Genomic DNA, 26,006 nt, shown 5'->3' on the forward strand with positions numbered 1-26,006 from the left:
TGAGGCTAGTCACTATTTGCCTGCTGATGCTTTGAGGCTTGCTTTTTCCGGAATTTTTGCAGAATAATACAAGTACAACCTTCCAGGAACTGTAAGGATGAGAAGTGAATATCAGTGATGTTGCCAAGCAAACAGGCCTGACTGCAAAAACAATCCGATTCTATGAAGACAAGGGGATCATTACTGTACCGTCTCGGGCCAGCAATGGTTATCGTCGTTATAGCCAGAACAATATCAATGAACTCCAGCTGATCCGTCGTTCGCGTTTGGTTGGTTTTACCCTGGACGAATGCCGGGAATTGCTGGCTTTTTCACGCGATCCCTTGCGCCGTAGTGCGGACGTGAAAGCCAAGGCGGAGCAAAAACTAACAGAGATTGATGACAAGATTGCAGAATTGATAGAGATGAAAGCCACCCTTGAGGCACTCACCAAGCAGTGTCCGGGAAATGATAGTGCCCAATGCCCGATCATCGAGGGGTTATGTAACCATTCAGACTAGTGGGTGTCGAATGACACTAGGAGATACTGGTAGAAAAGCCGCGAAGGATGCGCGGCTTTTTGCTGTAGGAAGAAAGCTGAAACTCGATCAGTACAGTAGTGAATATAGCTGGCGGCGGTATTGGCTGGCTATTGCATTACCCTGGCCGAGTGCTGACAGAATATCCATCATGGTTTTCTTGGCATTGCCATCGGCAAAGTTCATGTCTTTACGCAGGATTTTGATCAGTAGCTCTAGTGCCTCTTGCGCTCGCTCTACCTGACTGTACTGGACAGCAAGCTCATACGCCACCTGGGTATCGGCAGGGTTGTTTGCTAGCTGCTCTTCGAGGTGACGGATTTCCGGGGAGTCGCTGGCTTGTTTGTGCAGTTCGAGTTTGGCAATCAGGCCTTTATACTTGGCGTCCTGATCCTGCATTGGGATCGTTTCTAGCAGCGTTTCTGCTTCATCGAACTGGGAAGTTTCAACCAGGCACTCGGCAATGGCCAAGGTAATAATACTGTTTTGACCAAAATGCGCTGATAGCTCGCGCAGGACCGGCAGGGCCTGGCTGTATTCCTGGCTGTCGACTAATGCCAGAGCTTGTTTAAGCTGAAGTTCTTCCTGGCTTGGCAGGTGCTTGCCTAGCATGGTGCGCAGGCTTTCTTCTGTCTGTGGCCCTGCGGCGCCATCTGCAGGCTGGCCATTTTTAAATAGTGCAACGGTTGGCAAACCGCGAACACCGAACTGAGCTGCAACCATCTGTTGGCTTTCGCAGTCCAAGGTAGCCAGTACTAGCTGCCCCTGATATTGCGCTGCGATTTTTTCTAAGATGTTGTTAACGTCTGCTGTTTCAGGCATCGAAGGCGCCCAAAAGCTGATCACCACCGGGGTTTGCATCGAAGTTTCAATAACTTGTTGCAGGTTCTGCTCGTTAAGTTCGATCGCTAGTTTTTCATACATGCTGCTGCTCTTTATTTTAGTGGCCTTTGTAGTTATTTATGGGGTTAATTGCTGAAAAATCAAGAGGTATTCTTCTGAACACGTTATTTGGCTTGTTATTGGTGTCAAATAAGATGCACATCGGTGGTATTGGTGTTGTTCAGTAGTTGTCGGAAGACGTCGTCGTGAGGGTGGGTTAAGGTCGCTCGGGCATGACTTGTGGCGTTGAATCGTAGTACCGGAAAACAGGCAATAAAAAGGAGAGCCGGGCTCTCCTTTTTACGCTTGCAATGTTAACAGTAAGGCGAGTGTCACACAGACACAAAGAATATTAATTTGGCGCAACGTCATGACGACACCTGGTTATCTTTTTCACGATTTGAACGGCGACAGAAATGGGACCAGTAGGGCCCCCTTTCAGCTTACCTGGATAAGTTAACGTTTTAATATGACACTAATATTACGTTTCTTATCTTTTTTGGCTAAATTCTTTGATTTGGGGTGCTAAGCGATATTTCTGGCATTTGAAAACTCTGAACCGAGGCTTTTTTGATCAGAGATAATTGTTTTTTTTAGTAAGAGCGATGCAACGATACCAGCAAATACCGGCAAATTAGCTCTGTTTCATTAACGTTGCCGGTATCTTAGACGTGTTGGTTCAGTCACTCTTGCTTAGCATCTGATCCAGCCAACGGACTGGCAGTACCCGGCGAAGGAAACCAAAGACATGGGTTGGCTGGGTAACGTAATAGCGGGGTTTTGGTTGCTCGCTGTGAATAATAGCCTGCAATGGTTTTAATACAGCGTCAGGAGACAGGGTGAATTTATTTGAAGGCGATGATTTACCTAGCCGATCTAAGGTCTTTTGGTAGCTGGCATGATGGCGTGATCCTGCCATGTCGATGTGCTGTTCAAACTTTTGTTTGGCATTTTCCCTGAAATGGCTCTCGATAGGGCCCGGTTCAATCAGGCTGACGTGGAGTGGAGTATCCCTGAGTTCAAGGCGCAAGGTATCGGTATAGCCTTCCAGGGCAAATTTGCTGGCATTGTATGCCCCGCGATACTTCATTGCCACTAGTCCCAGTACCGAGCTGTTTTGGATCAGTTTTCCATTGCCTTGCTTGAGCATAACCGGAATAACGGCCCGAGTGAGCTCATGCCAGCCAAACAGGTTGGTTTCAAATTGTTGCCGCAGTGCATGGGTGGGTAGGTCTTCGAGTGCCCCGGGCTGGCCGTAGGCCGCATTGTTGAATAACACGTCAATACGGCCATCGGTGAGTGCCAGGCAGGCTTCAATGCCCTCATGAATTGAGGCGGTATCGTCTAAATCTAGCTGGATACAATGTAGCCCTTGCTGTTGGAGCTCTGCAACATCCTCAGGCTTGCGGCAGCTGGCAACCACTGTGTAACCCGCCTTATGTAGCTGTTCGGCACAATACCGGCCAATACCGCTACTGCATCCGGTGATCAGAATCGCTTCTTTCATTCTTGTTCCTTAAGTGTTTTTTTTGATTGTAACGCCCAGAAAAAATAGTGAAACACAAAAAAAGAACAGCTAGTGCCTGGTATCTAGCTGTTCTTGTTTAACCGGATTGCTGATATATAGATCGGGTTCGATATTGAATCGCTTCAGTACCTCAATGATGAACCGTTAATATCAATAACATTGCAATTTTCCCCACCCAATTTTATGCAGGTTTCGATGGCTAGCTTCTGGGCTTCCTGAGGGTCGCGTGCTCCCCATGCTGCCCCTGCAATCTTATTTGTGCCTATTGCGTAAGCTTTGTTATTGGATTGCAAACGATAATCCTTATATAACGTATATGTGCCCTGTTCGGCGTTCTGGCAACCACTTATGCCGAGAACAATAGCCACTAAACCTAGAATTAATACATTTTCCCTTAACATATCCACCCACTCACTATCTGGTTAGTTAACAGATAGAAGCTTAGTCAAAAAAATCAGGTAGCAATAAGGTGCCGGGATCATTTATTAAAGATACGGGGTTAGCTCAGACACCATAAACTGGGCAATCCAGGGCTGGGCATCGGGTTTGGGGTGCAGGCCGTCATCCATCATCCATTCTTGCTTTAAAATGATTTTTTCCAGGAAAAAAGGCAGCAGCGGCGCATCATATTGTTCGCTTAGCTGGGGGTAAATACTACTGAATACCTCGCTGTAGCGTTTGCCGTAGTTTGGCGGTACCTGGATCTGCACTAACAGTGCTTTTGCACCTTCTGCATGGATCTGGGTGATCATCTGGCTGAGGTTATTGCGTATAGTAGAAGGAGAGAATCCACGCAGACCATCATTCGCGCCTAGCTCGATAATGACGTAGTCTGGATTATGTTGCTGTAATAATTTGGGTAACCGAGCCAGGCCATTACCTGTGGTATCACCTGAAATACTGGCATTTACGACTGTTATCGAGTGCCCTTGCTGTGCCAGAACCGGCTCCATCAGGACTGGCCAGCTTTGTTCTTCGGCCATTTGGTAACCGGCGCTTAAGCTGTCGCCGACAACCAGCAGTGTGCTGCCGTAGGCTTTTAGCGAGAAAAAAACGATCAATAAAACTGAAAGGAATCGCATCATGTCAACTTCCGTGATTAAGGCTCTATCTGTATCCAAACAGGTGATGACCGCGTCATCATCGCTCACCATTTTGCAGGATGTTTCCCTTGAGGTCGAGCAGGGAGAAGCAATTGCATTAGTGGGCGTTTCCGGTGCGGGCAAATCCACTCTGATGACTTTGTTGGCAGGCCTGGATATTCCCACCAGTGGTGAGATTGAGTTACTGGGCCAGGCGCTGTCCCGGCTTGATGATGAAGCCAGGGCGGCATTGCGCAGTAGCGCGATAGGGTTTGTATTCCAGAGCTTTTTGCTGATCCCATCGCTCAGTGCATTGGAAAATGTAATGTTGCCAGCCATTATCAAAGGCGAAGACGGTGATGAGCAGCGGGCGGCAGAGTTATTGCAACAAGTCGGCCTTGAAGGGCGGGAAAGCCATTTGCCTTCTCAGCTATCAGGAGGGGAGCAACAGCGGGTAGCCTTGGCCCGGGCATTTATGACCCGGCCCCAAGTGTTGTTTGCCGATGAGCCGACAGGCAACCTTGATCAGCATACCGCTGCAACTGTGATTGATTTGTTATTTGCCCTTAACCGGGATCACGGGACGACACTGGTGCTGGTGACACATGATCCGCAGCTGGCGCAGCGCTGTGATCGGACGTTACGGATCCAGGGCGGAAGTGTGGAGGCAGCATGACGGAAATGAGTGAAACTAATCAGCTGGTGAAACCCCTTAAACAGCCATTGCTGCTGAGGTGGAGCTGGCGGGAACTGTGGCATGGCCAGCTGTGGCCGGTTGCGGTGGCGTTGACGTTGATTATTGCCTGTGTGTTTGCTTTGTCGGCACTAGTGGTGAGGGTTGAGAAAATCATGGTTGATCAGGGGCGATCCATGATAGCCGCTGATCTGGTATTTCGTTCGGCTAACCCGCTCGAGGGATCCTTGCTCTCTCAGGCGCGGGAGCTGGGGTTAACCGTCTCACAGCAGACCCGTTTTGGCACCATGGCTTTTAGCGAGCAGGAAATGCAGCTGGTCAGTGTGAAAGCGGTGGGGAGTGATTTCCCGTTGCGTGGTGAGTTGGTACTGCGGGGAGCGGAAGTTCAGCACCGGGTTCAGCCGGGTGAGCTGTGGCTGGCTGACCGCCTGTTCTCTTTGCTGGCTGTACAACGGGGAGATGTGATTGCCATTGGTGATGCCGAGCTTAAGGTCGCGGGAAAAATTGCCCAGGAGCCGGAACTCTCTTTCAACCCATTCAGTCAGATGCCTGCGGTATTGATCCATAACAGCGACCTAGCCAAAACCGGTGCGATACAGCCGGGCAGCCGGGTACAGTTTCGCGCTTATTTCAGTGGCTCCGATGACAAACTGAACCAACTGCAGCAGAGCGTTAGATTACAGCCCGGCCAGCGTTGGATCAGTGAAACAACCCAGGGGCGAACTGGTGACTTGATTGAGCGAGCTAGGCAATACCTTTCCTTGACTCTTATTTTAGTGATCCTGATGGCGACGGCAACATTGGTGCTGACCTGCTTGCATTACACCTCGACCCGGGTCGAGACGGTTGCCATGATGAAAAGCCTCGGCGCCAGCAAACGCTGGCTGTGGCGCTGGCTGGCCAGGCAGTTAACCATGCTGTTTGCCATCGCGGCGGTGGCTGGATTAACCATTGGCTGGCTGCTCGAGTTTTTATTGAGGCTCCCTCTAGCTGATGTGCTACCCGAGCCCTTACCGGAAATAGGCATCACTCCCCTGGCAGTTAGCTTGATGGTGGCATTATTGGTGGCCATCCCCGGGGTGGGTATTTCTTTATTGCGTTTAGTTGATGCACCTGCAATATCGGTGATCCAGCAGCAGGTTGACTGGCCGGCCAAACGACATGGTTATGCCTTGGTGCTGTTACCTGTTTTCGCGGCCTTGATTTGGTTTGGCGGAAACAAATTCATGTGGTTGACCCTTGCCGGGCTGGCTGCCTTGCTGGGCATACTGGCGTTGTTGGGATTACTGGTTGTCGCCTTGCTTAAACGGGGAAAATGGGGAGCCGCTATCAAACTGGCGCTGAGCCGGATCAGTCGCAGCCCATTGGCTACCGGAGCCCAGTTGGCAGCCCTGACCAGCTCCTTGATGCTGCTGGCAGTGATCTGGCTGCTGAGAACCGATTTGCTGGCAGATTGGAAGCAAACCCTGCCGGTTGATGCTCCTAATGTGTTTGCACTGAATATTAGCCCTGAGCAGCAGCAGGGCTATTTGGCTGAGCTGGACCGCAATCAGGTTGTACGCTCAGAAAGCTACCCGGTGATCCGTGGGCGACTGACCGCTATCAACCAGCAAGATTTGTTGGCGGAAAGGAGAAAAGGTGAAGAGCGGGATGAGTCGCTCCGAAGGGAGCTTAACTTTACCTGGCGCGACACCATACCGGTACATAATGAGCTTCTTGAGGGCGAATGGTCTAAGTTGTCCGGTGTCTCGGTTGAGTCTGGTATCGCTGAACGGTTGGGGATCAGATTGGGCGATGAGCTGACATTCAATGTCAGCAGCCAGCCATTTAGTGCCATCGTAACCAGTATCCGCCAGGTAGAATGGCGTAATATGCGGCCGAATTTTTACTTTATTTTTACGCCAGATATCATGGCAGATCTGCCCGCAACCTGGCTGGTGAGTTACCGGATTGAAGCCGACCGGAATGCATTGGTTAACCAGCTTGGGCGTGACTTCCCGACGGTAACGTTGTTGGATCTTCGAACCATGGCAACCCGGATCCAGGCAATCTTACAGCAGGTGTCCCTGTCACTTTCGGTACTGGCTGTCCTTGGGGTCAGCAGTGGCCTGCTGCTGGTACTTACCTTGCTAAGGCTCAGCTTGTCACAGCGTGAAACGGAAATTAAGCTCTACCGCACACTGGGTGCGAGCCGCAAGCGTATTTCCGCCACCGTATGGGGGGAGTATGGGATCATGGCATTGATCGCAGGTGTCATGGCGGCGGCTGGTGCAGAAACGGTGGTGGCTGCCTTGGTGAAATGGGGCTTTGAGCTGCCGGTGCAAGGGCACCCGTGGCTGTGGGCTATTCTCCCCCTATTGTCGCTGGCGCTGGTGGTGGTGATTATCCGCTCGATGATCAAGCAGCTGTTATTGCCGTTGAAAGGGTAAAAGCAGTAGCTAGAACCTAGAACCTGGATCCTGGATATAGAGCAGGAGTGGGTTCCTTGAATCTAGTTCCTAGAGCAAGAGCTTGATTTAGCTTTTAGGCTCGACGAGTCTGCCTTGCAGGAACCAGGAACCAGGAACCAGGAACCAGGAACCAGGAACCAGGAACCAGGAACCAGGAACCAGGAACCAGGAACCAGGAACCAGGAACCAGGAACCAGGAACCAGGAACCAGGAACCAGGAACCAGGAACCAGGAACCAATTTCTCGCTTTATCCTAGCGTCTCTTCCAGCGCATGTTCCAGCTTAGGAAAGCTAAAATGGAATCCTTGTTCTTGTAGACGGGAAGGCAGTGCACGCTGGCTGTCGAGCAACAGTGACGAGGATTCGCCCAACCCCACCTTGAGCAACCAGGCTGGTGTTTTGAAAATATGGGGGCGGTGCAGTACCCGCGCCAGCGTTTGGCTGAACTCTTTATTGGTGACCGGGTTGGGGGCGGTAAAGTTGTAGGCGCCGCTGGCTTCGGGATGTTTGAGCAAGAATAGGATCCCTTTCACCATATCTTGCATATGGATCCACGGGAAATATTGCTCGCCGTTGCCGAGGGGCCCACCTAGCCCTAGCTGGTAGGCGGGCAGCATGCGTGCCAAGGCGCCACCTTGCTTGGCGAGTACGATACCGGTTCGGAGCAGGCAGACCCGGGTGCGATCGGATTGCGCAGCGAGCGCTTCTTCTTCCCACTTCCGACAGACAAGGTGAGCAAAATCCGTATTTTTGACTTCCAGGCTTTCATCAAAGCTGGCTGACTTTTGGTCCCCGTAAATGCCAACCGCCGAACCACTGATAAAGGTGTGAGGCGGGTTGGTACTGGCCTTTATTTTTTCTACCAGCTTACGGGTGATCTCCCAGCGGCTCTGGCAGATAACTTTCTTTTGCTTGTCACTCCAGCGTTTGTTGACGATAGGTTCGCCTGCCAAGTTGATAACAATATCAATGTCATTGAAGTCAGGTAGTTCATCCAGGCAACTAATGACTTTGATATGGTGTCCTAGCTGCTGGTAGGCTCGGTTGGGGGTTCGGCTGAGTACCGTTAAATGCTCATGGTTAAAATGCGGTAGGAGTGCTTTTCCGATAAATCCCGTGCCACCAGTAACTAATATATTCATTCCATCCATTGTCCTGTACCAAGCAATCAGAGCAAAACACAACCTAGCTGAATAGGTTCAACGTAATACTAGTATAAACGATCAATAGAATATTCCTTCAATCAAAGGGTTGTGATTAATCGGACAACCTTTTCTATCCACGGTAATTGCAAGGTTTTTTATTGCGAATATTCAATAATGTGCCTAGCTTCTCGACTTGTGCAATAAAGTTTGTTTCTAAATGTGAATGACCATTACTGTTATAGATAACAATGGAAGTGGCGCAGGAGGCAGCATGACATCGATTCTGGCAATGCTCAAAGCAATGCTTTCTAGCCTGCGTGACTTGCTGCCTATTATTGTGGTCATTGGCTTTTTTCAGCTAGTGGTATTGCAACAGCCCTTACCGCACTTGGGGTCGATTTTGCTTGGCCTTGTATTGGTGGTGATGGGGCTGACTTTCTTTATTTTTGGGTTGGAAATGGGACTGTTTCCGATCGGAGAGTCGATGGCCCGATCCTTTGCCAGTAAGGGGAGTGTGGTTTGGTTGCTGATCTTTGCTTTTTGCCTGGGATTCGGCACGACCGTTGCGGAGCCTGCGTTAACGGCAGTGGCAGCCGAGGCGGCTGAAGTGGCGGCTGAAGGCGGGCTGATTTCAGCCGACGAAGAAATGCAGGATGATTATGCCAATGGGTTACGGCTGACGGTGGCTTTTTCGGTCGGGATTGCGATTATGCTCGGGGTGACTCGGATACTGAAGGGCTGGCCAATCCACTGGATGATCATTAGCGGCTACGTACTCGTGATGATAATGACCTGGTTTGCGCCACCAAGTATCGTCGGTATTGCCTATGATTCAGGTGGGGTGACGACATCAACCATTACCGTCCCATTGGTGACGGCGCTTGGGGTCGGGCTCGCCTCCTCAATCAAAGGCCGTAACCCTATGGTGGACGGCTTTGGCCTCATTGCCTTTGCCTCGCTGACTCCGATGATTTTTGTTATGGGTTACGGCATGCTGGTGCATTAAGTGAAGGGTGCATGATCGAGTTATCGTCAGTATTAATACATTTTTACAATACCCTAGGAACAACAGTGCGCGATGTGCTGCCGATCGTGATCATTATTTTTGGCTTTCAGCTTGCGGTACTGCGACGCCCCGTAGCCCATTGGCATAAGGTTCTGCTGGGGTTTGTCTATGTGGTTCTCGGGCTATCGCTGTTCTTGATGGGGCTGGAGCTGGCACTGTTTCCGCTCGGTGAGTCGATGGCCGCTCAGCTGACCGCGCTTGATTTCCTGTTTAGTGAAGGGGAAACCATTCCGGCCCAGGTGCCCTGGGAAGAATATTATTGGGTGTACCTGTTTTCAGCCGCAATAGGGTTTAGTACCACGGTGGCCGAGCCATCGTTGATTGCGGTTGCCATTAAGGCCAATCAGGTTTCTGGTGGCACGATAAAGGTCAACGGATTGCGGATCTCGGTGGCTTTGGGCGTCGCGTTTGGCATTGCATTGGGTAGCTACCGAATTGTTGCCGGTGATCCGCTGCACTATTACATTATGGCGGGCTATATCGTGGTAGTTGTCCAAACCTATTTTGCCCCCAAGACGATTGTCCCGCTGGCCTACGATTCGGGTGGAGTGACTACCTCTACCGTGACGGTACCGATTGTGACTGCGCTGGGGCTGGGGCTGGCATCTACCGTACCGGGGCGCAACCCGGTGTTGGATGGATTTGGTTTGATAGCATTTGCCAGCTTATTTCCGATGATCACGGTAATGGGCTATGCCCAATTGTCGATATGGCAAGGCCATAAGGAGATAGACTAATGCGATTTAAGTTGTTAGTTGCTTTTGTGGAAGATACAAAAACGGATGCCGTCCTGGATGCGGCACGCGAGGCCGGCGCAACCGGTGCCACCGTTATCAATAATGCTCGGGGAGAAGGGTTACACAAGAAGAAAACCTTTTTCGGGCTGAGCCTGGAAGTCCAGCGTGATGTGCTGCTGTTTGTCGTGGAGGAGCACCTGGCACGCTCGATTTTGGAAACGATAGAAAGAGTCGGTGAGTTTGATTCTGGCCCCGGGCAGGGGATTGCCGTTCAGTTGGATGTCGAGGATGCGATTGGGGTAGCCCACCAGGTAGAGACATTGACGAAGGTTGTGGAGGATAAGCTATGAGCCCTGAAACGGTGGTCAGAGTAAGAGATGTGATGATGAATACCTACGCTATTGTGGAAGGCTTAACCACGGTAGCCGAGGCGGTGGAGATTGCCAAACATCGTCAGGTAAAGGCCCTGATTGTCAACAAGCGCAATGACGATGACGAATATGGCATTGTGCTGATGAATGACATTGCTAAGAAAGTACTGGCTATCGATCGTTCGCCGCGGCGGACAAACGTATACGAGATCATGACAAAACCCGCATTGTCTGTCAGTGCCACCATGGATGTCCGTTATTGCGCCCGATTGTTTGAACGTTTTGGCATTAGCCGGGCTCCTGTGATTGAAGACGGGAAAGTACTGGGAATGGTGAGCTATAACAATATTGTGCTAAACGGTATGCTGCGGGACGATTAATGCTTGTTCGGTAGCCATATAACAGAACGGCATTGCGGTTAGAAATGTTTAACTGATAAGTGTAATATCTTGGCATCCTGTTGTAGTAAGTTCTGGTAAGTAATCATCCTATGAAACTGTTTTTTGCCTCTGATATCCATGGCTGTGCCGAGAGTACCCAAGCCATGTTGGCAGCCTTCGCACAAAGTGGTGCAGAGCATCTGATCCTGCTTGGTGACGTGCTTAATCACGGCCCGAGAAATGCCCTGCCTGCGGGGTATGCACCGATTGAGGTTGCTGAGCAGCTTAATCAATACGCCGATCGTATTACTGCTGTTCGTGGCAACTGTGACAGTGACGTTGATCAGATGCTACTCGATTTCCCGATGATGGCTGATTATAACCTGGTACTGCTAGCCAATGGCCGCCGCCTGTTCCTGACCCATGGCCACCTGTATAACGGAGGCAAACATCCGCGTTTGCGTGCTGGCGATGTGATTGTGTCTGGCCACACCCACCTGCCTGTCGCGGAACAAAAGGATGAGCTGTACCTGTTCAACCCGGGCTCTATTACCATTCCTCGCGGAGAGCATCAGGCGAGCTATGGCCTGCTTGAAGACAATACTTTGAAGGTTATTGCTTTTTCTGGCGAGGTCATTTGCCAGGTCGAGCTAGTGTAAAGGGGCTTGCCCTTGCTGATTGAAACAAGGTGGCTATTGGCCGCCTTGTGCATTCCTGCCATTTTATCGGTCTACATGACCTAGATCCCGCTCAGGATCGATGACATCTCTGACTCGCTGCTTTAGTTGCTTGGCATCAGGAAAGCCACCCTCTGCCTTGCGTTCCCAAATCAGTTGCTGATTGCAGTACACCTCAAAGCGACCGCCGGTATCGGGGTGAAGGCTGAGGGTATCAATCTCTTCGCTGAAAGTATGGAGCAGCTCTTGTGCCATCCAGCTCGAACGTAGCATCCAATTGCATTGGCGGCAGTAATAAATGTCGATTTTCGCTTTTTCCATCATCGTGTGATCCCCAAATTATTGAAGTGCTCGGTTAAAAGCCTAGCAACAGCTTAAAGCCGATGAGAAAGGTTAACACCTCAAAGCAGCGCTTGATAAGGGCATTGCTTTTCTGGGCGGCCAGGTGAGCACCAAGGTAGCCGCCAAGGAGGGAGCCGAGTAACAATGCCGGGATCCAGGGCCAGTATATATCAGCCCCGGCCAGATACATGGTGGCAGCCCCAATACCATTCCAAAATAGCCCGACGCTCACCAAGGTAAGGGCGACGGCCTGCTTGTAGTCAAAGCCAAACCAGCGGATCAGAAACAAGGTAACGAACAATCCCGTGCCAGCGGTGAGTGAACCGTTTAATATGCCAATCAAGGTCAGTCCGATCCCGCCAATAACCATACCTTGCCAGTGGCGGTTGCGAGGCTGATCTTGCTGGCCAAGCTCCGCCTTGGTGAGAGAGTAGATCCCAAGCCCCAAGATCAGTAACCCGAGCATCGCTTCAGCCGCTCTGCCGGGGACAAATAAAATAATATTGGCCCCAAGGATGACACCTAGCATGCCGGCCACAATGACATATAGGGTCAATGTCCAGTTCAGGCTCCCGGCTCGAATGTGCTTGATAGCGGCACCTAACCCTAAGGCCACACTGGCAACTTTGTGGGTAGCGAGCGCAATACCAAATGGCAGGCCAAGGAAAATAAGCAGCGGAAACTGGATCAGGCCAGCGCCCCCTCCAGAGAGAGAGGCAAGTGTGTTGGAAAATAATGAGCCGAGAAACAGTCCGAAGGTATTTAATATATCCATGAAATGTAGGTGATTCCGTTTACCTGCAAGTGTATTGCATCTTAACAACTTCACCTATTATATGCACCAAGGTATTCAGCGGCCATTAGTCACTCGAAGATAGCTGCCATAGGCTGAATCCTTATTGAACTGGCTGCTCAATAGCTATGGTGTACAGGCAGGCTGAACTGCTTTTGGAAGGCTGTTGTGAGGTTTTTTTGAATGAATTGATCAATAGGATTACTGAAATGTTGAATGATGTTTACCAAATCTGTTGATTCGGAAAACTCGAGGTATACACTCGTTTTTATCGAGTTTTTGTCAGGTTCGAGCCTTGTATTTCCGCTGATTTAGGTTCACTATCCGGCATCGCTTTTTATGTGTTTCAGTATGTTCGGGTGCAGAATTATGAGTCAGGGTCAGTTCGATTCTCTATTACCGCCGCAGATGGCCGAGAAGGCTGCTGAGGTAGGGGTTGGCAAAGCCACAAAAGATCCAGTGAAGTCGCTTTTGCTGGCCATTACGGCTGGTATGCATATCGGCATTGCATTTGTATTTTACACGACGGTAACCACTGGCACGGGTGACATGGCGTGGGGGATGGCCCGCTTTGTCGGTGGCCTGGCATTCAGCCTGGGGCTAATCCTGGTTGTAATTACGGGTGGTGAACTATTTACCAGCTCTGTGCTGACGCTGGTTGCCCGCGCCAGCGGTAAAATTAGCTGGAAGAGCCTCTGTTTGAACTGGGGCGTGGTATATATCGGTAATCTCATCGGTGCTTTGCTGCTGGTGGGTATTATGCTGATTAGCAAACAGTATCTGTCCGCTGATGGCGCACTGGGGATCAACACGATGCAGATTGCCCAGCACAAGCTTCATCATGGTTTCTTCCAGGCGGTGGCGCTGGGGATCATGTGTAATGTATTGGTTTGCGTGGCGGTATGGATGACATTCAGCGGTCGTACCCTGACGGACAAAATTATCGTGATGGTTTTGCCAGTAGCAATGTTCGTATCTGCCGGTTTTGAGCACTGTATTGCGAATATGTTCCAGGTACCAATGGCGATTGGTATTAAAACGGTGGCATCACCTGAATTCTGGCAAATGAGCGGGATGAACCCGGCTGATTTTGCTGATTTGACGATGAGTAATTTTATTATCAATAACCTTATCCCGGTGACTATCGGTAACATCATCGGTGGTGGGGTGTTTGTGGGGATGGGTTACTGGATTATTTATTTGCGCGGTAAGTAAATTTGACCCCCGCCATACACGTTCTACGTTTACTCACGTATATTTCTTGTTAGATATTCGAGTCTGACACTGGCCGTCGCAGGTTACTGTGGCGGTCTTTTTTATTTATATTTGTTTGGATTGGACTAACGCTGTGGTTGGCTTATTGCCTAATGATAGATTTCAGGAAGAAATAAGCATCAACTCACTATAATAGAAGAGATATAAACCAATTTATTCTGCTCATACATGATGCAGTATTTGCTAAATAAAACGTGAATATATAATCACTTAGACAAAGCACTCAATAGCCGTTGAGTATGCGTCATTGATTTTATCCATATCTAATAGCTCTAATAATTCCTGTCCCTGCGCATTTATAGGTGTTGATTTCAATATTTTACCAGCTTTAATATTATTTGATGTATCACCAAGACCACCTTTACCAGTATCACTATAAACATCATACCCCTCGGTAAGAGGTTTCGACAGAGATAAGAACTCAGAAACTTCAAGTAATAAGTCACTTGTATTTTCAACCAGCTGTTCCGAAGATATAAATATCTTTTCTCCTTTTAATTCAATCCAGTATTTTATCATGGCATCTATACGATTCAGATAGTAATCTTCAAGCTTATAAATTGTGTCTTTCGTATTTTTGTTCCCTAGATGCATTTTTATCATACTACTCATTGTACGCTCAGGATTTCGTAAGAGAAAAATATACTTAGGTGGTGTATTAAAAATATCCTCATTAATTATAAGCTGATTGTGCAATAGCTTATCTAATAAGTAATCAGCCTGTTCGTAGCTTTCTTTTTCTACGTATAATGCTGCTCTGGTTTTAATAAGATGCTTACGATCTGTATAAGAAGAATGAAGCTCATTGTGCCCACATATTTGTTCATGTGACGATAACACATGGCTTAAGAGCGAGCTTGTGGAACGCATATGACTTAATATAAAGACATTTTTTTTAGGAGCTAATGATTTTGGAGTGTTGATAAAAAAACTGAAGTAACGTTTGAACTTTTTCATAGCTTTCTCTTCCTTAAGAGCGCTCCGGGGGCTTGTATATCCCATATAAAGGTGATTGAGTGTCCAATTAACACACATAGTATAGAATAAGTTACACTCTTCGTAGCATGATTATATTGAATAAAGAAAGTAGAAAGCAGTGATTGAACGAGTTGCTACTTTATTAAGCTTCGCATAAAAAAACGCCCCCGCAAAGCGGAGGTGTTTGATGTTTTGAGCTAATCAGTGATTACTTGCTAGCATCTTCAGCTTGTTTCGCCTGAATAGCAGTTAGTGCAACGGTGTAGACGATATCGTCAACCAGTGCGCCACGAGACAGGTCATTAACCGGCTTGCGCATGCCCTGAAGCATTGGACCGATTGAAACTAGATCTGCTGAACGCTGTACCGCTTTGTACGTCGTGTTACCCGTGTTTAGATCAGGGAATACGAATACAGTCGCTTTACCTGCTACTGGAGAGTTTGGCGCTTTAGAAGCCGCTACGTTTTCCATGATTGCAGCATCGTACTGTAGAGGGCCATCGATGATTAGATCAGGACGTTTCTCTTGAGCGATCTTAGTTGCTTCACGTACTTTATCTACGTCTGCACCTTTACCAGAAGTACCGGTAGAGTAAGAGATCATAGCAACGCGAGGTTCGATACCGAACGCTTTTGCAGAATCTGCAGACTGAATAGCGATTTCAGCTAGCTGCTCAGCGTTTGGATCCGGGTTGATTGCACAGTCACCGTATACCAGTACTTGATCAGGCAGAAGCATGAAGAATACTGAAGATACGATAGAGGCATCAGGTGCCGTCTTGATGATCTGGAACGGCGGTACGATTGTGTTAGCCGTTGTGTGTACAGCACCAGAAACAAGGCCATCAACTTCGTTGTTTTCTAGCATCATTGTGCCAAGGAAAACAGAATCTTGTAGCTTTTCACGAGCAACAACATCAGTCATGCCCTTCGCGCCACGAAGCTCAACCAGGCGGGCTACGTAGTTTTCACGTACTGCTGCAGAATCGATGATCTTAACGCCAGCACCTAGTGTAACGCCTTGCTGCTCTGCAACACGCTTGATTTCTTCTGGGTTACCAAGAAGCACACATTCAGCAATACCACGCTCTGCACAGATAGCTGCCGCTTTAACGGTACGTGGTTCGTCACCTTCAGGTAGAACAACGCGCTTAGCTGCTTTACGTGCAAGCTCAGTTAGCTCGTAACGGAATGCTGGTGGGCTTAGGCGACGCTCTTTGGTTGAACCTTCAGTGAGTGATTCAATCCACTGGCCGTCGATGTGGCTTGCCATGTATTCGTTAACTAGCTCTACACGCTCTTTATCGTCTGCTGGTACTTCTAGGCTGAAGCTCTGAAGGTTCAGAGATGTCTGCCAAGTGTTACCAAGTGCCGTCATTACAGGTAGGCCTGTTTCGAATGCACGATCACATAGATCCATGACTGGCTTAGGAAGCTCGTAACCGCCAGTAAGCAGTAGGGCACCGATTTCAACGCCGTTCATCGCTGCAAGACATGCTGCAACGATTACGTCTGGGCGGTCTGCAGAAGTAACTAGCAGAGAACCAGGACGGAAGTGTTCAACCATGTGCGGGATAGAACGTGCACAGAACGTGATGCTCTTGATACGGCGAGTAGCGACTTCACCTTCGTTGATGATTTCAGCGTTTAGGTGCTTCGCAATGTCAGTTGAACGTGTCGCGATCAGCTCTGAGCTCCATGGTGCACAGCCTAGTACACGGATTGGGCTTGAGTTGAATACCTGCATCACTTCAACGTTTGAAGGTACCGTTGCTTCTGCATCGTCAAAGATTTCAGACAGATCAGGACGAGTACGGCCTTCAGCATCTACAGGCGCGTTTAGTTTGTTAACGATAACGCCAGAGATTTGCTTGTTTTTGATGCCGCCGAAGTTAGAACATGCTACTTCGATACGCTCTTTAAGCTGTGCTGGGTTATCTGTGCCCGGCGCAACAACGAATACGATTTCCGCATCCAGCGTTTTAGCGATTTCATAGTTAATCTGGTTCGCGAACGGGTGCTTGCGAGTTGGAACCAGACCTTCGATCAGCGCAACTTCAGCATCAGCCGTTGCATCTTTGAAGCGAGCAACGATGTCTTCTAGCAGTACATCGCTCTTATCATTACGGATAAGCTCTTCGGCACGAGCCATTGAGAATGGTTCTGCAACCTGCATATTGCTATTAGCGGTAATGATAGTGGTTGTCAGATCTGGCTGCTCACCGCCGTGGCGTGGCTGAGCGATTGGCTTGAAGAAAGAAACGCGAACACCTTTGCGTTCCATTGCGCGTAGCACACCAAGGCTAACGCTCGTAAGACCAACTCCGGCACCAACCGGAATAAGCATAATAGTACGGGACACTATGGATTCCTCAACTATTGAACACGAAAGCACTGTTCGATAACGATTTGGTAACCGGTATTGAACAGCACCACAAAAAGGTCATAAACATTGAAACACCAACGTTTATGAAAAAACGGCTGGCCTAAGCCAGCCGTTATTTGCTGTGCCGAAGGGCACAGCAGAGTATCGCCAGATTAGATTTCAGCTAGACGCGCTGTATCTTCTGCGATTACTAGTTCTTCGTTAGTTGAAACAACCATTGCAGGAACACGGCTGTTTGCAGCAGTGATCACACCTTCTTTACCGAAGCGTGCTTTCAGGTTTGCTTCGCTATCAACTTCAACACCTAGGATAGCTAGACGGTTAAGAACCATCTCACGGATAGGTGCTGAGTTTTCACCGATACCACCAGTGAACGTGATTGCGTCTAGACGACCTTCAAGAGAAGCTGTGTAGCCAGCAACGTACTTAGCTAGACGGTGACAGAATACGTCCATAGCACGAGTAGCTTCTTCTTTCTCACCGTAGTTGTCTTCAACGAAACGGCAGTCAGAAGTCACTTGGGTTAGACCTTGAAGACCTGACTCTTTAGTTAGCATAGTGTTGATTTGCTCAACAGAGTAACCAAGGTTGTCGTGTAGGTGGAAGATGATAGCCGGATCGATATCACCACAACGCGTACCCATTACTAGGCCTTCAAGTGGAGTCAGACCCATAGATGTATCTACAGACTTACCGTTTTTGATTGCACAAACAGAGGCACCGTTACCTAGGTGACAGTTGATGATGTTTAGTTCATCTTCTGGCTTGTCTAGTAGGGTAGCTGTTTCACGAGTGATGAACAGGTGAGAAGTACCGTGCATACCGTAACGACGGATCGCGTGGTCTGTGTATAGGTTGTACGGAAGTGCGTATAGGTACGCTTCTTCAGGCATAGTCTGGTGGAAAGCAGTATCGAATACAGCAACATTTTTAAGTGCTGGGAATGCTTTTTGAGCCGCTTTAATACCGATGATGTGAGCAGGGTTGTGAAGAGGTGCAAGTGTTGCACAGTCTTCGATACCTTTAAGTACTGCTTCGTCGATAAGTGCAGACTGAGTGAACTTCTCACCACCGTGAACAACACGGTGACCGATTGCTGCTAGGTTTTCAGATAGTTCTGGCTTAGAAGCAAGAATAGTGTCAACCATGAACGCTAGCGCTTCTTCGTGAGCTGCGCCGTTACCTAGTTGAGCTTCGTGCTTGCCGTCAAGTTTCCACTTGATACGTGCTTCTGGAAGGTGCAGACATTCTGCAAGACCTGTCAGGTGCTCTTCACCTGATACCGCGTCAACAACAGCGAACTTAAGAGAAGAACTACCGCAGTTAAGAACTAAAACCAGCTTAGACATGAGAGTGACTACCTATAATCTGTCTGAAAGTTGATATTCAACTGAATAAAAATTACCCATAGGATAGACGACTTTTGATTGGGTCGATCTAATCTGGGTCAAATTCGTATTACGTCCGTATACTAGAGAATTGAGGAACCCACAATTCTGGGCCATCCCTGGAGGCTGCCTTAGGTTGCCAGAACGATGATTACAGGCAACAATTACTTTAGGCGCGCTTAGGATAGCGATTGTTACGCAATATAACAAAAAGATTTTTAGAAAAATTTAATTTGAATCAAGTTTATTATTGCTAAATTTGAATTTTTACTGTTTTTTTTGAAGTTTGGTGCTTTATGAGTCAAAAAAAATCGATCTGGCAGTCTTTCCAAAATGGCCAGCAGTACATGGCGACATGGCCGATGAGAAAAGAGCTGACAATGATGTTCCCGGAGCCGCGCTACATCAAGGCGACGAAATTTGCGACCCGAGTAATGCCTGCTGTTGCAGTAATGAGCGTATTGAGTCAGATGGCATTTAACAACTACGATGCTTTGCCCCAGGCGATAGCCGTAGCGTTTTTTGCATTGAGTATGCCGCTGCAGGGGCTATGGTGGCTGGGCAAACGTAGCCGGACTGTTCTGCCGCCCTCACTGGCGAGCTGGTACCGCGAAATTCATGACAAGATCACCAGTGAAGGCTATGCGCTGCAGCCGTTGAAATCACGACCGCGCTATCTTGAACTGGCCCAAGTGTTGAATCGGGCGTTCAAGCAGCTGGACAAGACGTCGCTGGAGCGGTGGTTCTAGGACACTTCGTGTGGAGGCGGGTTACGCTTCGCTTTGGGAAGCGAGGAAAAGCGGTATAAGTACTGTGGAGGAGCAAGAATTGCTCCTTCATCATATTTTTGCAAAACCCTATAGCAGGACCTCAGAAATCAAAAAAAGCGCCGGAGTGATCCCCGGCGCTTTTTTAATGAGCATTTCAAATAACGCGCTAGCCTAACAAAAGGCTATCATCCGCCAGTTCTTCGCCGCGTACCTTGCTGAACATCTCGAGCAGATCCTTGACTCCCATCTGGGCTCGCTCTTGCCCATCAACATCAAGGACAATTTCGCCCTGGTGCAACATCACGGTGCGGTCGCCATAGGCGAGGGCGTCTTTCATTGAGTGGGTGACCATCATGACGGTGAGATCAAATTCTTCGACCACTTTCTTGGTCAAGGCCAAGACAAAGGCTGCCATGCGGGGATCAAGGGCAGCAGTGTGCTCGTCGAGCAGCAGTAATTTGCTGTCGGCCAGTGAGGCCATAACTAAGCTGACGGCTTGACGCTGGCCTCCGGATAGCAGGCCGATGTTATCACCGAGGCGATCTTCCAGGCCGAGGCCAAGAATACTGATGCGCTCCTGAAACAGCTTGCGCCGTTGTGATGACAGGGCAAGCTTCCAGCTTCGCTTGCTGCCGCGTTTGTAGGCCAATGCCATGTTTTCCTCGATAGTCAGCGAGGCACAGGTGCCAGCAAGCGGATCCTGAAATACCCGTGCAGCGTATTGCGCACGCTCATGTACCGATTTCTGGGTGACATTGATATCATCGATGATCACCTGGCCACCTACCATCGGTGTTTCACCGCTGACAGCTCCCAGCAAGGTCGATTTGCCGGCCCCATTAGAGCCGATAACAGTGACAAACTGTTTTTCAGGTACTGTCAACGATACGTCCCGAAGCGCCTGGTTTTCCAGAATCGTGCCTTCATTGAAGGTAACGCGGATGTCATTTAATTCAATCATCTTTTATTTTACCCTCTGAACCGCTTAGGCTAGCTTTTTTGCAGCAACCGCTTGTTTTTTCTTACGCTGAATGGTGGTTTTCATCTTCGGCGCGATAAGTGCGACCGCTACCAATAGCGCGGTGATCAAGTTCAAATCCGAGGCCTGCAAGCCGAACATACCGCTGCTTAACGCAAAGGCGACTGCTAGGCGATACAGTACCGAGCCGAGGATAACGGCGACGACAGCCACCCAGATCTTGCGCCCCGGGATCAGTGTCTGGCCAAGGATCACCGCTGCCAGGCCGACCACAATGGTACCGACCCCTGAAGTGACATCGGCGAAACTGTTGGTTTGGGCAAAAAGTGCACCGGAGAAACCGACCAGCCCGTTGGAGAGTGCCAAGCCAAAATAGGTGTACAGCGCGGTGTTGCCACCTTGGGCGCTGACCATCCGGCTGTTGACCCCGGTCGCCCGCAACCCTAGCCCGAAGTCACTGGCAAGCAGGCGGGTAATGAACCAGGCACTGAAGACGACGAGCAATAACACAACAGCTAGGCGTACGATTCCGGAATCAATGCCGAGATCCATTGCCAGCAATTCGAATGGGGTCAGAATGGTATCTTCTCCCAGTAGGGCCAGGTTTGGACGACCCATAATACGAATGTTGATTGAGAAAGCGGCAATCATGGTCAGGATACTGGCCAGCAGGTGAAGAATACCGCAGCGGATCGCCAGGAAAGCGGTGACTAAACCACACAGGCCGCCGGCAAAAATAGCCAGCAAGGTTGCTATCCAAGGGTTTACACCGGCAACAATGGCAGTGGCAGCTACGGCGGCCCCCATTGGGAAGCTACCGTCGACGGTTAGGTCGGGGAAATCAAGCACCCGGAAAGTCAGATAAACGCCCAGGGCGACTAGGCCATAGACCAAACCGATTTCCAGTGTTCCCAGAAAGGCAAAGAAAGACATCCAAAACACTCCTTGTCTTATGTCGAGGAGGCGAGAATTAAAAAACTAGTTCATTCTCGCCACTTTAATAATTACTTCGCTACTGACGTCGCGCGTTCAAGTACAGATTGCGGGAAGGTGATCCCCAGTTTTTTGGCGGCTTTTTGGTTAAGCGCAAGATCAGAGCCTTTTGCGATTTTAACCGGAAGCTCGGCGACTTTTTTTCCTTTCAGCAGGGCATCAACATAATCTGCTGTTTGTACGCCGACCTGGTAGTAATCAAAGCCCAGTGCTGCCAGGGCGCCGTTTTCAATATAAGTTGTTGAGGCGCCAACAATCGGCTTATTCGCCTGATTCGCAGCGTTAACCAGGCCATCAATGGCACTGGCAACCGTGTTATCGGTTGGGGCATAAATCACGTCAGCCTTCGAGGCAACAATTTGTGCGGCAGACTGTACGTCAGCACTCTTGAGAGCGGTTCCTTCGATGACGTTCAACCCTTTGGCATTCGCTGCTTCTCGAAGCAGTTCAACCAGCGCAACGGCGTTCGCTTCGCCAGGATTGAATACCACTCCAATATTTTTGACATTAGGAAGAAGCTCTTGCATCAGTTCAACATGCTGGGCAACAGGAGAGAGATCAGACAGGCCAGTGACATTTCGGGCTGGCTTATCCATATTTTTAACCAGCTTTGCACCTACAGGATCGGTAACCGCGGTAAATACAACTGGAATCGAGCGAGTAGAAGCTGCAAGCGCTTGAGCGGTAGGCGTTGCGATACCGACCAATACATCCGGGCGCTCACCGACGAACTGTTTGGCAATCTGAACAGCAATCGCAGGGTTGCCCTGGGCTGTCTGGTAGGTGAATTCTAGGTTTTCACCTTCGACATAGCCTTTTTCCTTCAGGCCATCTAGCAGGCCCTGGCGGGCAGCATCAAGTGCAGGGTGCTCAACAATTTGTGACACTGCGACTTTGGCGACATCAGCGAAGACTGAAGGTGAAGATAGAGCCAGAGAGGCAGCAACACAGGCTGCGGTAAGCAGTTTATTTTTTTTGATTTTCTTGAATTCCATATCACAAGCTCCTTGCCTATTAATTATGTTCAATGAGAGAGCAGCAAGCTGGGTACTGTTTACTCTCTGGAATAATGTTTTAGCGCAATGAGGAAAGAAAGAACATCTATATTTTAACAATTATGAAACAATGCGAAGGTGATATATGTTGGTTTTGGTTTGATGTGTAGAGTTAATTGCTGATCTAGAAGGTTTGCGTAGATTGAATTTCGATCGGTTGGATTCTGGATGGCATTATATTCTTAATTCGAATTATGCTGGTTATGAACGCGTCAGTTTGTCTAATGATGGAATTATAAAGCACAGCGTTCAGCCTGCAGACAGATATTGGCAGATAGTATGCGCTTAAGGAGATATTAGCTGTATCTCTCCCTTTAGAACCCCACAAGCTTGGCCGCCGGTGGGGTTCTGTTCTATCTGCCTATGGGTAACATTTCAACGTATTGTTCCTGCCATGAATTCTACTCATCGCCGCCATCATTTTGTCATTGTCGACATAGCTTGTAGGTAGCGCCATGACTTGTACGCGATAGTCTGGTGCTGATTCGGCAAGATCAGCCCCATCGGTGATCGGGGTGACCATCATTACCTTTAAATTTGGGTTCCGCGAAGTAATGCGTGAGGCCGTCCCCAGCCCCTCTGCAACATGGAACCGGCCAGCAACGTGAATGATCTGCTTGGTTGGGTACAGAGCGAGATAATTCACCATGCTCTCGGCCATCGTATCGTCCCAGGCTGTCTGGGCGGCAAACTGACGCTGGGTTTTGGCTTCGTCACCGTGGTGCATGGATGCAATGAATTGCTTTTGATAGGCATCGTTGGTTAGTGTCAGTGACTCGGCTACCCACTGACGTTCGACATTAGGCAGGCGGTCGAGGTATTCGGCACCATTTTTTCCGATACAACGTACAATGGATTTGGGTGCATTGGCAGCAATAACGTCTAACTGGTGCTGCTTGGCAAGTTCAACAAGCGGACGGTAGTCACTACTGTAATTTGGCCAGGCATTACCTTCCTTGATCAGGGTTTTTTCACCAATTTCCCCTGCAAGATACTGGTTAACCACGTGTTGCTTGTCACGGGTAAACTGCTCCATTGACAGGGCTATGTTTGAATTGAGGCTATATAGCTGGGCAAAGAGTTGCGCTTGCATCAGGTGGGCACCGGGGTGGCCATGCCACTCGCCGACCAGAATGATATCGGCTTCCTGCAATGCTTGGGCTAGCTCGGTCAGACTCAAGGGCGTGCCTTGAGGCGAGGTGACCGAATAATCATAGAACGTCTGAGGGAGTGGTTCTGATAGCGTTGTGGCTGGCTGGGTAGCGCATCCCATTAGTAAGCTTACCAACCCTAGGGAAAGCCAATTCTTCATTATTTTCACCACTATGGTTTGAAAAGCACCAAGCTTGCAGTGATAGGCAAATATCACTTCAGGGCATAGATACTTGATATTGATATAACTGTAGACGGTGCAAAATGATAAGAGAGATGAAATCACCATGCAATGGTAATGATAATTAATTTCATTTTAGTGTGTGGGTTGAGTTAGACGCCCTTGACGTCGTCATGTTTGGCGATAAGAGGGCTAACTAGCTGTTGTATGGAACGACCACAGGCTTTGGCTTGAATCGTTCCATACTAATTTCGCGAGGAAATTAAAGCTTACGGTATACTCGGATTGAAAAGTCGGCCTCACAGCCGAATTCACGGGTACTGCGAAGTTTTTGCCACACTTCTTCGGAGGTCTTCCAGGCAAAAGGGGTCATCTGCATCAATGCCGTGGCTTCCTCGCCTGACAGGTTCATTTCATAATGCAGCTGCTGGTCGGCGATCAGCTCAAAACCTTCAATGTCTTCCGCTGCCATTTCATGCAGGCGTACACCGTCGTAGATAAGTTCTTTGAGTTGGTACAAGTGGCGAGCCGCAGGGGTTACCGTCAGCAATATCCCTCCAGTTTTCACTGCTCGGTTTAACTCGTCGTCTTTACAAGGTGCGTAGATGCGTACTACACCATCGAGAAGGTTGTCGCCAAATGGCAGTCGATGGCTGGAGGCGACGCAGAAGTGGCACTCCGGATAACGTTTAGCCGCATAGCGTATAGCCACTTTCGAGATATCTAGACCATGCACAGAGAGAGCTGGATATACTTGATTTAATTTAGCAAATTCAGATGTGTAATAGCCTTCGCCGCAACCTATGTCGAGCAGATTTTTCGATTGTTCTGGTAGGTACTTAGTTAGTTGTTCGACAACATGGTGGCGCAGGGGCTGATAATGCTCGGTGTTGAGAAACAGGCGGCGTGCCTGCATCATTTCCTTATTATCCCCCGGGTTTTTTGACCCTTTGTGTTGGGCCGGCATGAGGTTCACATAACCTTCTTTGGCCTGATCAAACTGGTGATTATTTTCACAGCGCCACGAGTTAGCTTGAAGGCTAAGCGCTGAATGACAAAGTGGGCATTGGTAAGACATGGTGTAAACCGGACGATTTAAGAGACAGCGGGTATTGTAAACATCCCTATATACGCCTGCAAGCAAGCAGTGTGAAGGAGATTGATCACATATTTCGCCTCTCGAAAATAGAGCCGGTTCACAGTTAATATTTAAACAATTAACTCTGTTTTTTGTTCAGCTTATGTTCAGCCTCTCAGGATATTTTGTGACTCAAAGGAAGATTGCTTTATATTGCTATCTCTTTGTTTTATGGGTTTATTTGCTGTCATTTGTTTCATGTATGGTTTGTTATTTTGCTGCTGAATGATTTTGGTGTGTTGGCCTAAATAATAATGACCTTTGTTATTCTAGGTGACTGGAATGGTTGTTTTTTTGAGTTGTGAAAAATGAACGCTGAGGAAAAATGATGGCAGGTGCCACTTTGAATTACACATTTAGGAATGTTAGATGAAACGTTTAGTACTAGGTTCGGTTGCTCTACTAATGGCTCAAAGCGCTTTTGCTTCTTCTTATGTAACCGGTAATGTTCAGTTCCACGACAGCGAACTGCATGGCTCAAGCGCGACGTCTACACTGGAGGCAGGCCATACTTTTACTAACTCTTTTGGTGGCTTGACGGTTTATACTGAATTTGACGGTATCCAGATTGGCGATATTGACCGCATTGATTCTGCTTATGTTACTGTGGGCGGGGAGCAAGCATTCAGCCTTACAGATAACCTATGGGTTGCTGCGGGTTACCAGCACCTTCTGCATCAAGGTTCTACGCTACAGTATCGCCCTTTGGTTAAAATTGGCTACAACATGGACAAGGTGTCAATCTCTCACCGTTCCCGTTTCCAGTTTGATGACGAGGGTGATTACGGCTCAACACGTACTGACACCAATGTTGCTTATCAGCTAAATGAAAATGTAAACCTGAAATATAACCTGGTCTATACCATTGTAGATGAAGGTGACAATTCACAGGATCACGAGCTACGTGCAACCTGGACTCGCAACGGTGTGCAGCCATATTTTGAGTACCGTAACCAAGCCGATAACGAAAACAATGCCATTGTGTTTGGTGCTTCTTACGGTTTCTAATTGAACCAATAAGTGGCTAGGAACAAGGGAGGCAATAG

General features: G+C 48.8%; 26 protein-coding genes. 11 read left to right on the forward strand and 15 right to left on the reverse strand.

From position 1 onward, the window contains the following. Window positions 1-104: 104 nt before the first annotated feature. The gene (gene cueR, locus AC51G0_RS04050; protein ID WP_496300778.1) at window positions 105-500 is read left to right on the forward strand and encodes a Cu(I)-responsive transcriptional regulator; all 396 of its coding nucleotides are present in this window, start codon (window positions 105-107) and stop codon (window positions 498-500) included. A gap of 87 nt (window positions 501-587) precedes the next feature. Here cueR and AC51G0_RS04055 read toward each other — a convergent pair whose 3' ends face one another. From AC51G0_RS04055 to tesA, 4 genes are all read right to left on the reverse strand, one after another. Continuing rightward, the gene (locus AC51G0_RS04055; protein WP_496300779.1) at window positions 588-1,442 is read right to left on the reverse strand and encodes a co-chaperone YbbN; all 855 of its coding nucleotides are present in this window, start codon (window positions 1,440-1,442) and stop codon (window positions 588-590) included. A 637-nt stretch (window positions 1,443-2,079) separates the two neighbouring features. Next, a complete protein-coding gene (locus AC51G0_RS04060; RefSeq protein ID WP_496300780.1) occupies window positions 2,080-2,907 on the reverse strand; it encodes an SDR family oxidoreductase in 828 nt (275 codons plus the stop codon). Between the two features lie 143 nt (window positions 2,908-3,050). Then, entirely contained in the window at window positions 3,051-3,329 is a 279-nt protein-coding gene (locus AC51G0_RS04065; protein ID WP_496300781.1) for a hypothetical protein, read from the reverse strand. An 84-nt stretch (window positions 3,330-3,413) separates the two neighbouring features. Next, the gene (gene tesA, locus AC51G0_RS04070; protein WP_496300782.1) at window positions 3,414-4,013 is read right to left on the reverse strand and encodes a multifunctional acyl-CoA thioesterase I/protease I/lysophospholipase L1; all 600 of its coding nucleotides are present in this window, start codon (window positions 4,011-4,013) and stop codon (window positions 3,414-3,416) included. Here tesA and AC51G0_RS04075 point away from each other — a divergent pair. Continuing rightward, window positions 4,012-4,686, forward strand: coding sequence for an ABC transporter ATP-binding protein (locus tag AC51G0_RS04075; protein WP_496300783.1), 675 nt, complete (start codon window positions 4,012-4,014; stop codon window positions 4,684-4,686). The genes tesA and AC51G0_RS04075 overlap by 2 nt on opposite strands. After that, window positions 4,683-7,133, forward strand: coding sequence for an ABC transporter permease (locus tag AC51G0_RS04080; protein ID WP_496300784.1), 2,451 nt, complete (start codon window positions 4,683-4,685; stop codon window positions 7,131-7,133). Before AC51G0_RS04075 ends, AC51G0_RS04080 begins: the two co-directional genes overlap by 4 nt. A gap of 269 nt (window positions 7,134-7,402) precedes the next feature. Here AC51G0_RS04080 and AC51G0_RS04085 read toward each other — a convergent pair whose 3' ends face one another. Then, complete coding sequence (locus AC51G0_RS04085; RefSeq protein WP_496300785.1) at window positions 7,403-8,296, reverse strand: TIGR01777 family oxidoreductase; 894 nt, start codon at window positions 8,294-8,296, stop codon at window positions 7,403-7,405. 274 nt (window positions 8,297-8,570) lie between these two features. Here AC51G0_RS04085 and AC51G0_RS04090 point away from each other — a divergent pair, with 274 nt between their 5' ends. From AC51G0_RS04090 to yfcE, 5 genes are all read left to right on the forward strand, one after another. Further along, window positions 8,571-9,305, forward strand: coding sequence for a DUF1538 family protein (locus tag AC51G0_RS04090; protein ID WP_496300786.1), 735 nt, complete (start codon window positions 8,571-8,573; stop codon window positions 9,303-9,305). 11 nt (window positions 9,306-9,316) lie between these two features. After that, complete coding sequence (locus AC51G0_RS04095; RefSeq protein ID WP_496300787.1) at window positions 9,317-10,102, forward strand: DUF1538 domain-containing protein; 786 nt, start codon at window positions 9,317-9,319, stop codon at window positions 10,100-10,102. Then, entirely contained in the window at window positions 10,102-10,452 is a 351-nt protein-coding gene (locus AC51G0_RS04100; RefSeq protein ID WP_496300788.1) for a P-II family nitrogen regulator, read from the forward strand. Before AC51G0_RS04095 ends, AC51G0_RS04100 begins: the two co-directional genes overlap by 1 nt. Continuing rightward, entirely contained in the window at window positions 10,449-10,853 is a 405-nt protein-coding gene (locus tag AC51G0_RS04105) for a CBS domain-containing protein (protein WP_496300789.1), read from the forward strand. The genes AC51G0_RS04100 and AC51G0_RS04105 overlap by 4 nt, the downstream gene beginning before the upstream one ends. A 110-nt stretch (window positions 10,854-10,963) precedes the next feature. Then, a complete protein-coding gene (gene yfcE / locus AC51G0_RS04110; RefSeq protein WP_496300790.1) occupies window positions 10,964-11,512 on the forward strand; it encodes a phosphodiesterase in 549 nt (182 codons plus the stop codon). 63 nt (window positions 11,513-11,575) lie between these two features. On the opposite strand, the gene AC51G0_RS04115 is transcribed toward yfcE, so the two are convergent. Both AC51G0_RS04115 and AC51G0_RS04120 read right to left on the reverse strand, forming a co-directional pair. Continuing rightward, a complete protein-coding gene (locus AC51G0_RS04115) occupies window positions 11,576-11,851 on the reverse strand; it encodes an Rdx family protein (protein WP_496301865.1) in 276 nt (91 codons plus the stop codon). Between the two features lie 34 nt (window positions 11,852-11,885). Continuing rightward, on the reverse strand, window positions 11,886-12,647 hold the full coding sequence (locus AC51G0_RS04120) for a sulfite exporter TauE/SafE family protein (RefSeq protein WP_496300791.1): 762 nt from the start codon (window positions 12,645-12,647) through the stop codon (window positions 11,886-11,888). Window positions 12,648-13,034: 387 nt separating this feature from the next. Here AC51G0_RS04120 and focA point away from each other — a divergent pair, with 387 nt between their 5' ends. Next, window positions 13,035-13,880 carry a formate transporter FocA gene (focA, locus tag AC51G0_RS04125; protein WP_496300792.1) on the forward strand — a complete coding sequence of 282 codons (846 nt, stop codon included), beginning with the start codon at window positions 13,035-13,037 and terminating at the stop codon, window positions 13,878-13,880. A 270-nt stretch (window positions 13,881-14,150) separates the two neighbouring features. Here the strand turns inward: focA and AC51G0_RS04130 are convergent, their stop codons facing one another. The 3 genes from AC51G0_RS04130 to AC51G0_RS04140 all read right to left on the reverse strand — a co-directional run bounded on the left by AC51G0_RS04130 (window position 14,151) and on the right by AC51G0_RS04140 (window position 18,653). Next, complete coding sequence (locus AC51G0_RS04130) at window positions 14,151-14,897, reverse strand: hypothetical protein (RefSeq protein ID WP_496300794.1); 747 nt, start codon at window positions 14,895-14,897, stop codon at window positions 14,151-14,153. A gap of 229 nt (window positions 14,898-15,126) precedes the next feature. Then, window positions 15,127-17,265, reverse strand: a complete 2,139-nt coding sequence (gene pta / locus AC51G0_RS04135; RefSeq protein ID WP_496301866.1) for a phosphate acetyltransferase — start codon at window positions 17,263-17,265, stop codon at window positions 15,127-15,129. A gap of 191 nt (window positions 17,266-17,456) precedes the next feature. Beyond that, window positions 17,457-18,653, reverse strand: coding sequence for an acetate kinase (locus AC51G0_RS04140; protein ID WP_496300795.1), 1,197 nt, complete (start codon window positions 18,651-18,653; stop codon window positions 17,457-17,459). Window positions 18,654-18,988: 335 nt separating this feature from the next. Between AC51G0_RS04140 and yfbV the strand changes: the two genes are divergently transcribed. Beyond that, a complete protein-coding gene (yfbV, locus tag AC51G0_RS04145; RefSeq protein WP_496300796.1) occupies window positions 18,989-19,441 on the forward strand; it encodes a terminus macrodomain insulation protein YfbV in 453 nt (150 codons plus the stop codon). Window positions 19,442-19,628: 187 nt separating this feature from the next. Here yfbV and AC51G0_RS04150 read toward each other — a convergent pair whose 3' ends face one another. From AC51G0_RS04150 to rlmA, 5 genes are all read right to left on the reverse strand, one after another. Then, the gene (locus AC51G0_RS04150; protein WP_496300797.1) at window positions 19,629-20,423 is read right to left on the reverse strand and encodes an ABC transporter ATP-binding protein; all 795 of its coding nucleotides are present in this window, start codon (window positions 20,421-20,423) and stop codon (window positions 19,629-19,631) included. Window positions 20,424-20,447: 24 nt separating this feature from the next. Further along, the gene (locus AC51G0_RS04155) at window positions 20,448-21,374 is read right to left on the reverse strand and encodes an ABC transporter permease (RefSeq protein ID WP_496300798.1); all 927 of its coding nucleotides are present in this window, start codon (window positions 21,372-21,374) and stop codon (window positions 20,448-20,450) included. 71 nt (window positions 21,375-21,445) lie between these two features. Next, window positions 21,446-22,414: an ABC transporter substrate-binding protein gene (locus AC51G0_RS04160; RefSeq protein ID WP_496301867.1), complete on the reverse strand. Its 969-nt coding sequence runs from the start codon at window positions 22,412-22,414 to the stop codon at window positions 21,446-21,448. 436 nt (window positions 22,415-22,850) lie between these two features. Continuing rightward, on the reverse strand, window positions 22,851-23,801 hold the full coding sequence (locus AC51G0_RS04165) for a ChaN family lipoprotein (protein WP_496300799.1): 951 nt from the start codon (window positions 23,799-23,801) through the stop codon (window positions 22,851-22,853). Between the two features lie 283 nt (window positions 23,802-24,084). After that, entirely contained in the window at window positions 24,085-24,900 is an 816-nt protein-coding gene (gene rlmA / locus AC51G0_RS04170; protein WP_496300801.1) for a 23S rRNA (guanine(745)-N(1))-methyltransferase, read from the reverse strand. 429 nt (window positions 24,901-25,329) lie between these two features. Between rlmA and AC51G0_RS04175 the strand changes: the two genes are divergently transcribed. Further along, on the forward strand, window positions 25,330-25,968 hold the full coding sequence (locus AC51G0_RS04175; RefSeq protein ID WP_496300802.1) for an oligogalacturonate-specific porin KdgM family protein: 639 nt from the start codon (window positions 25,330-25,332) through the stop codon (window positions 25,966-25,968). The last annotated feature ends 38 nt before the right edge of the window (window positions 25,969-26,006 follow it).

The sequence above is a fragment of the Photobacterium sp. HL06 genome, from assembly GCF_059552575.1.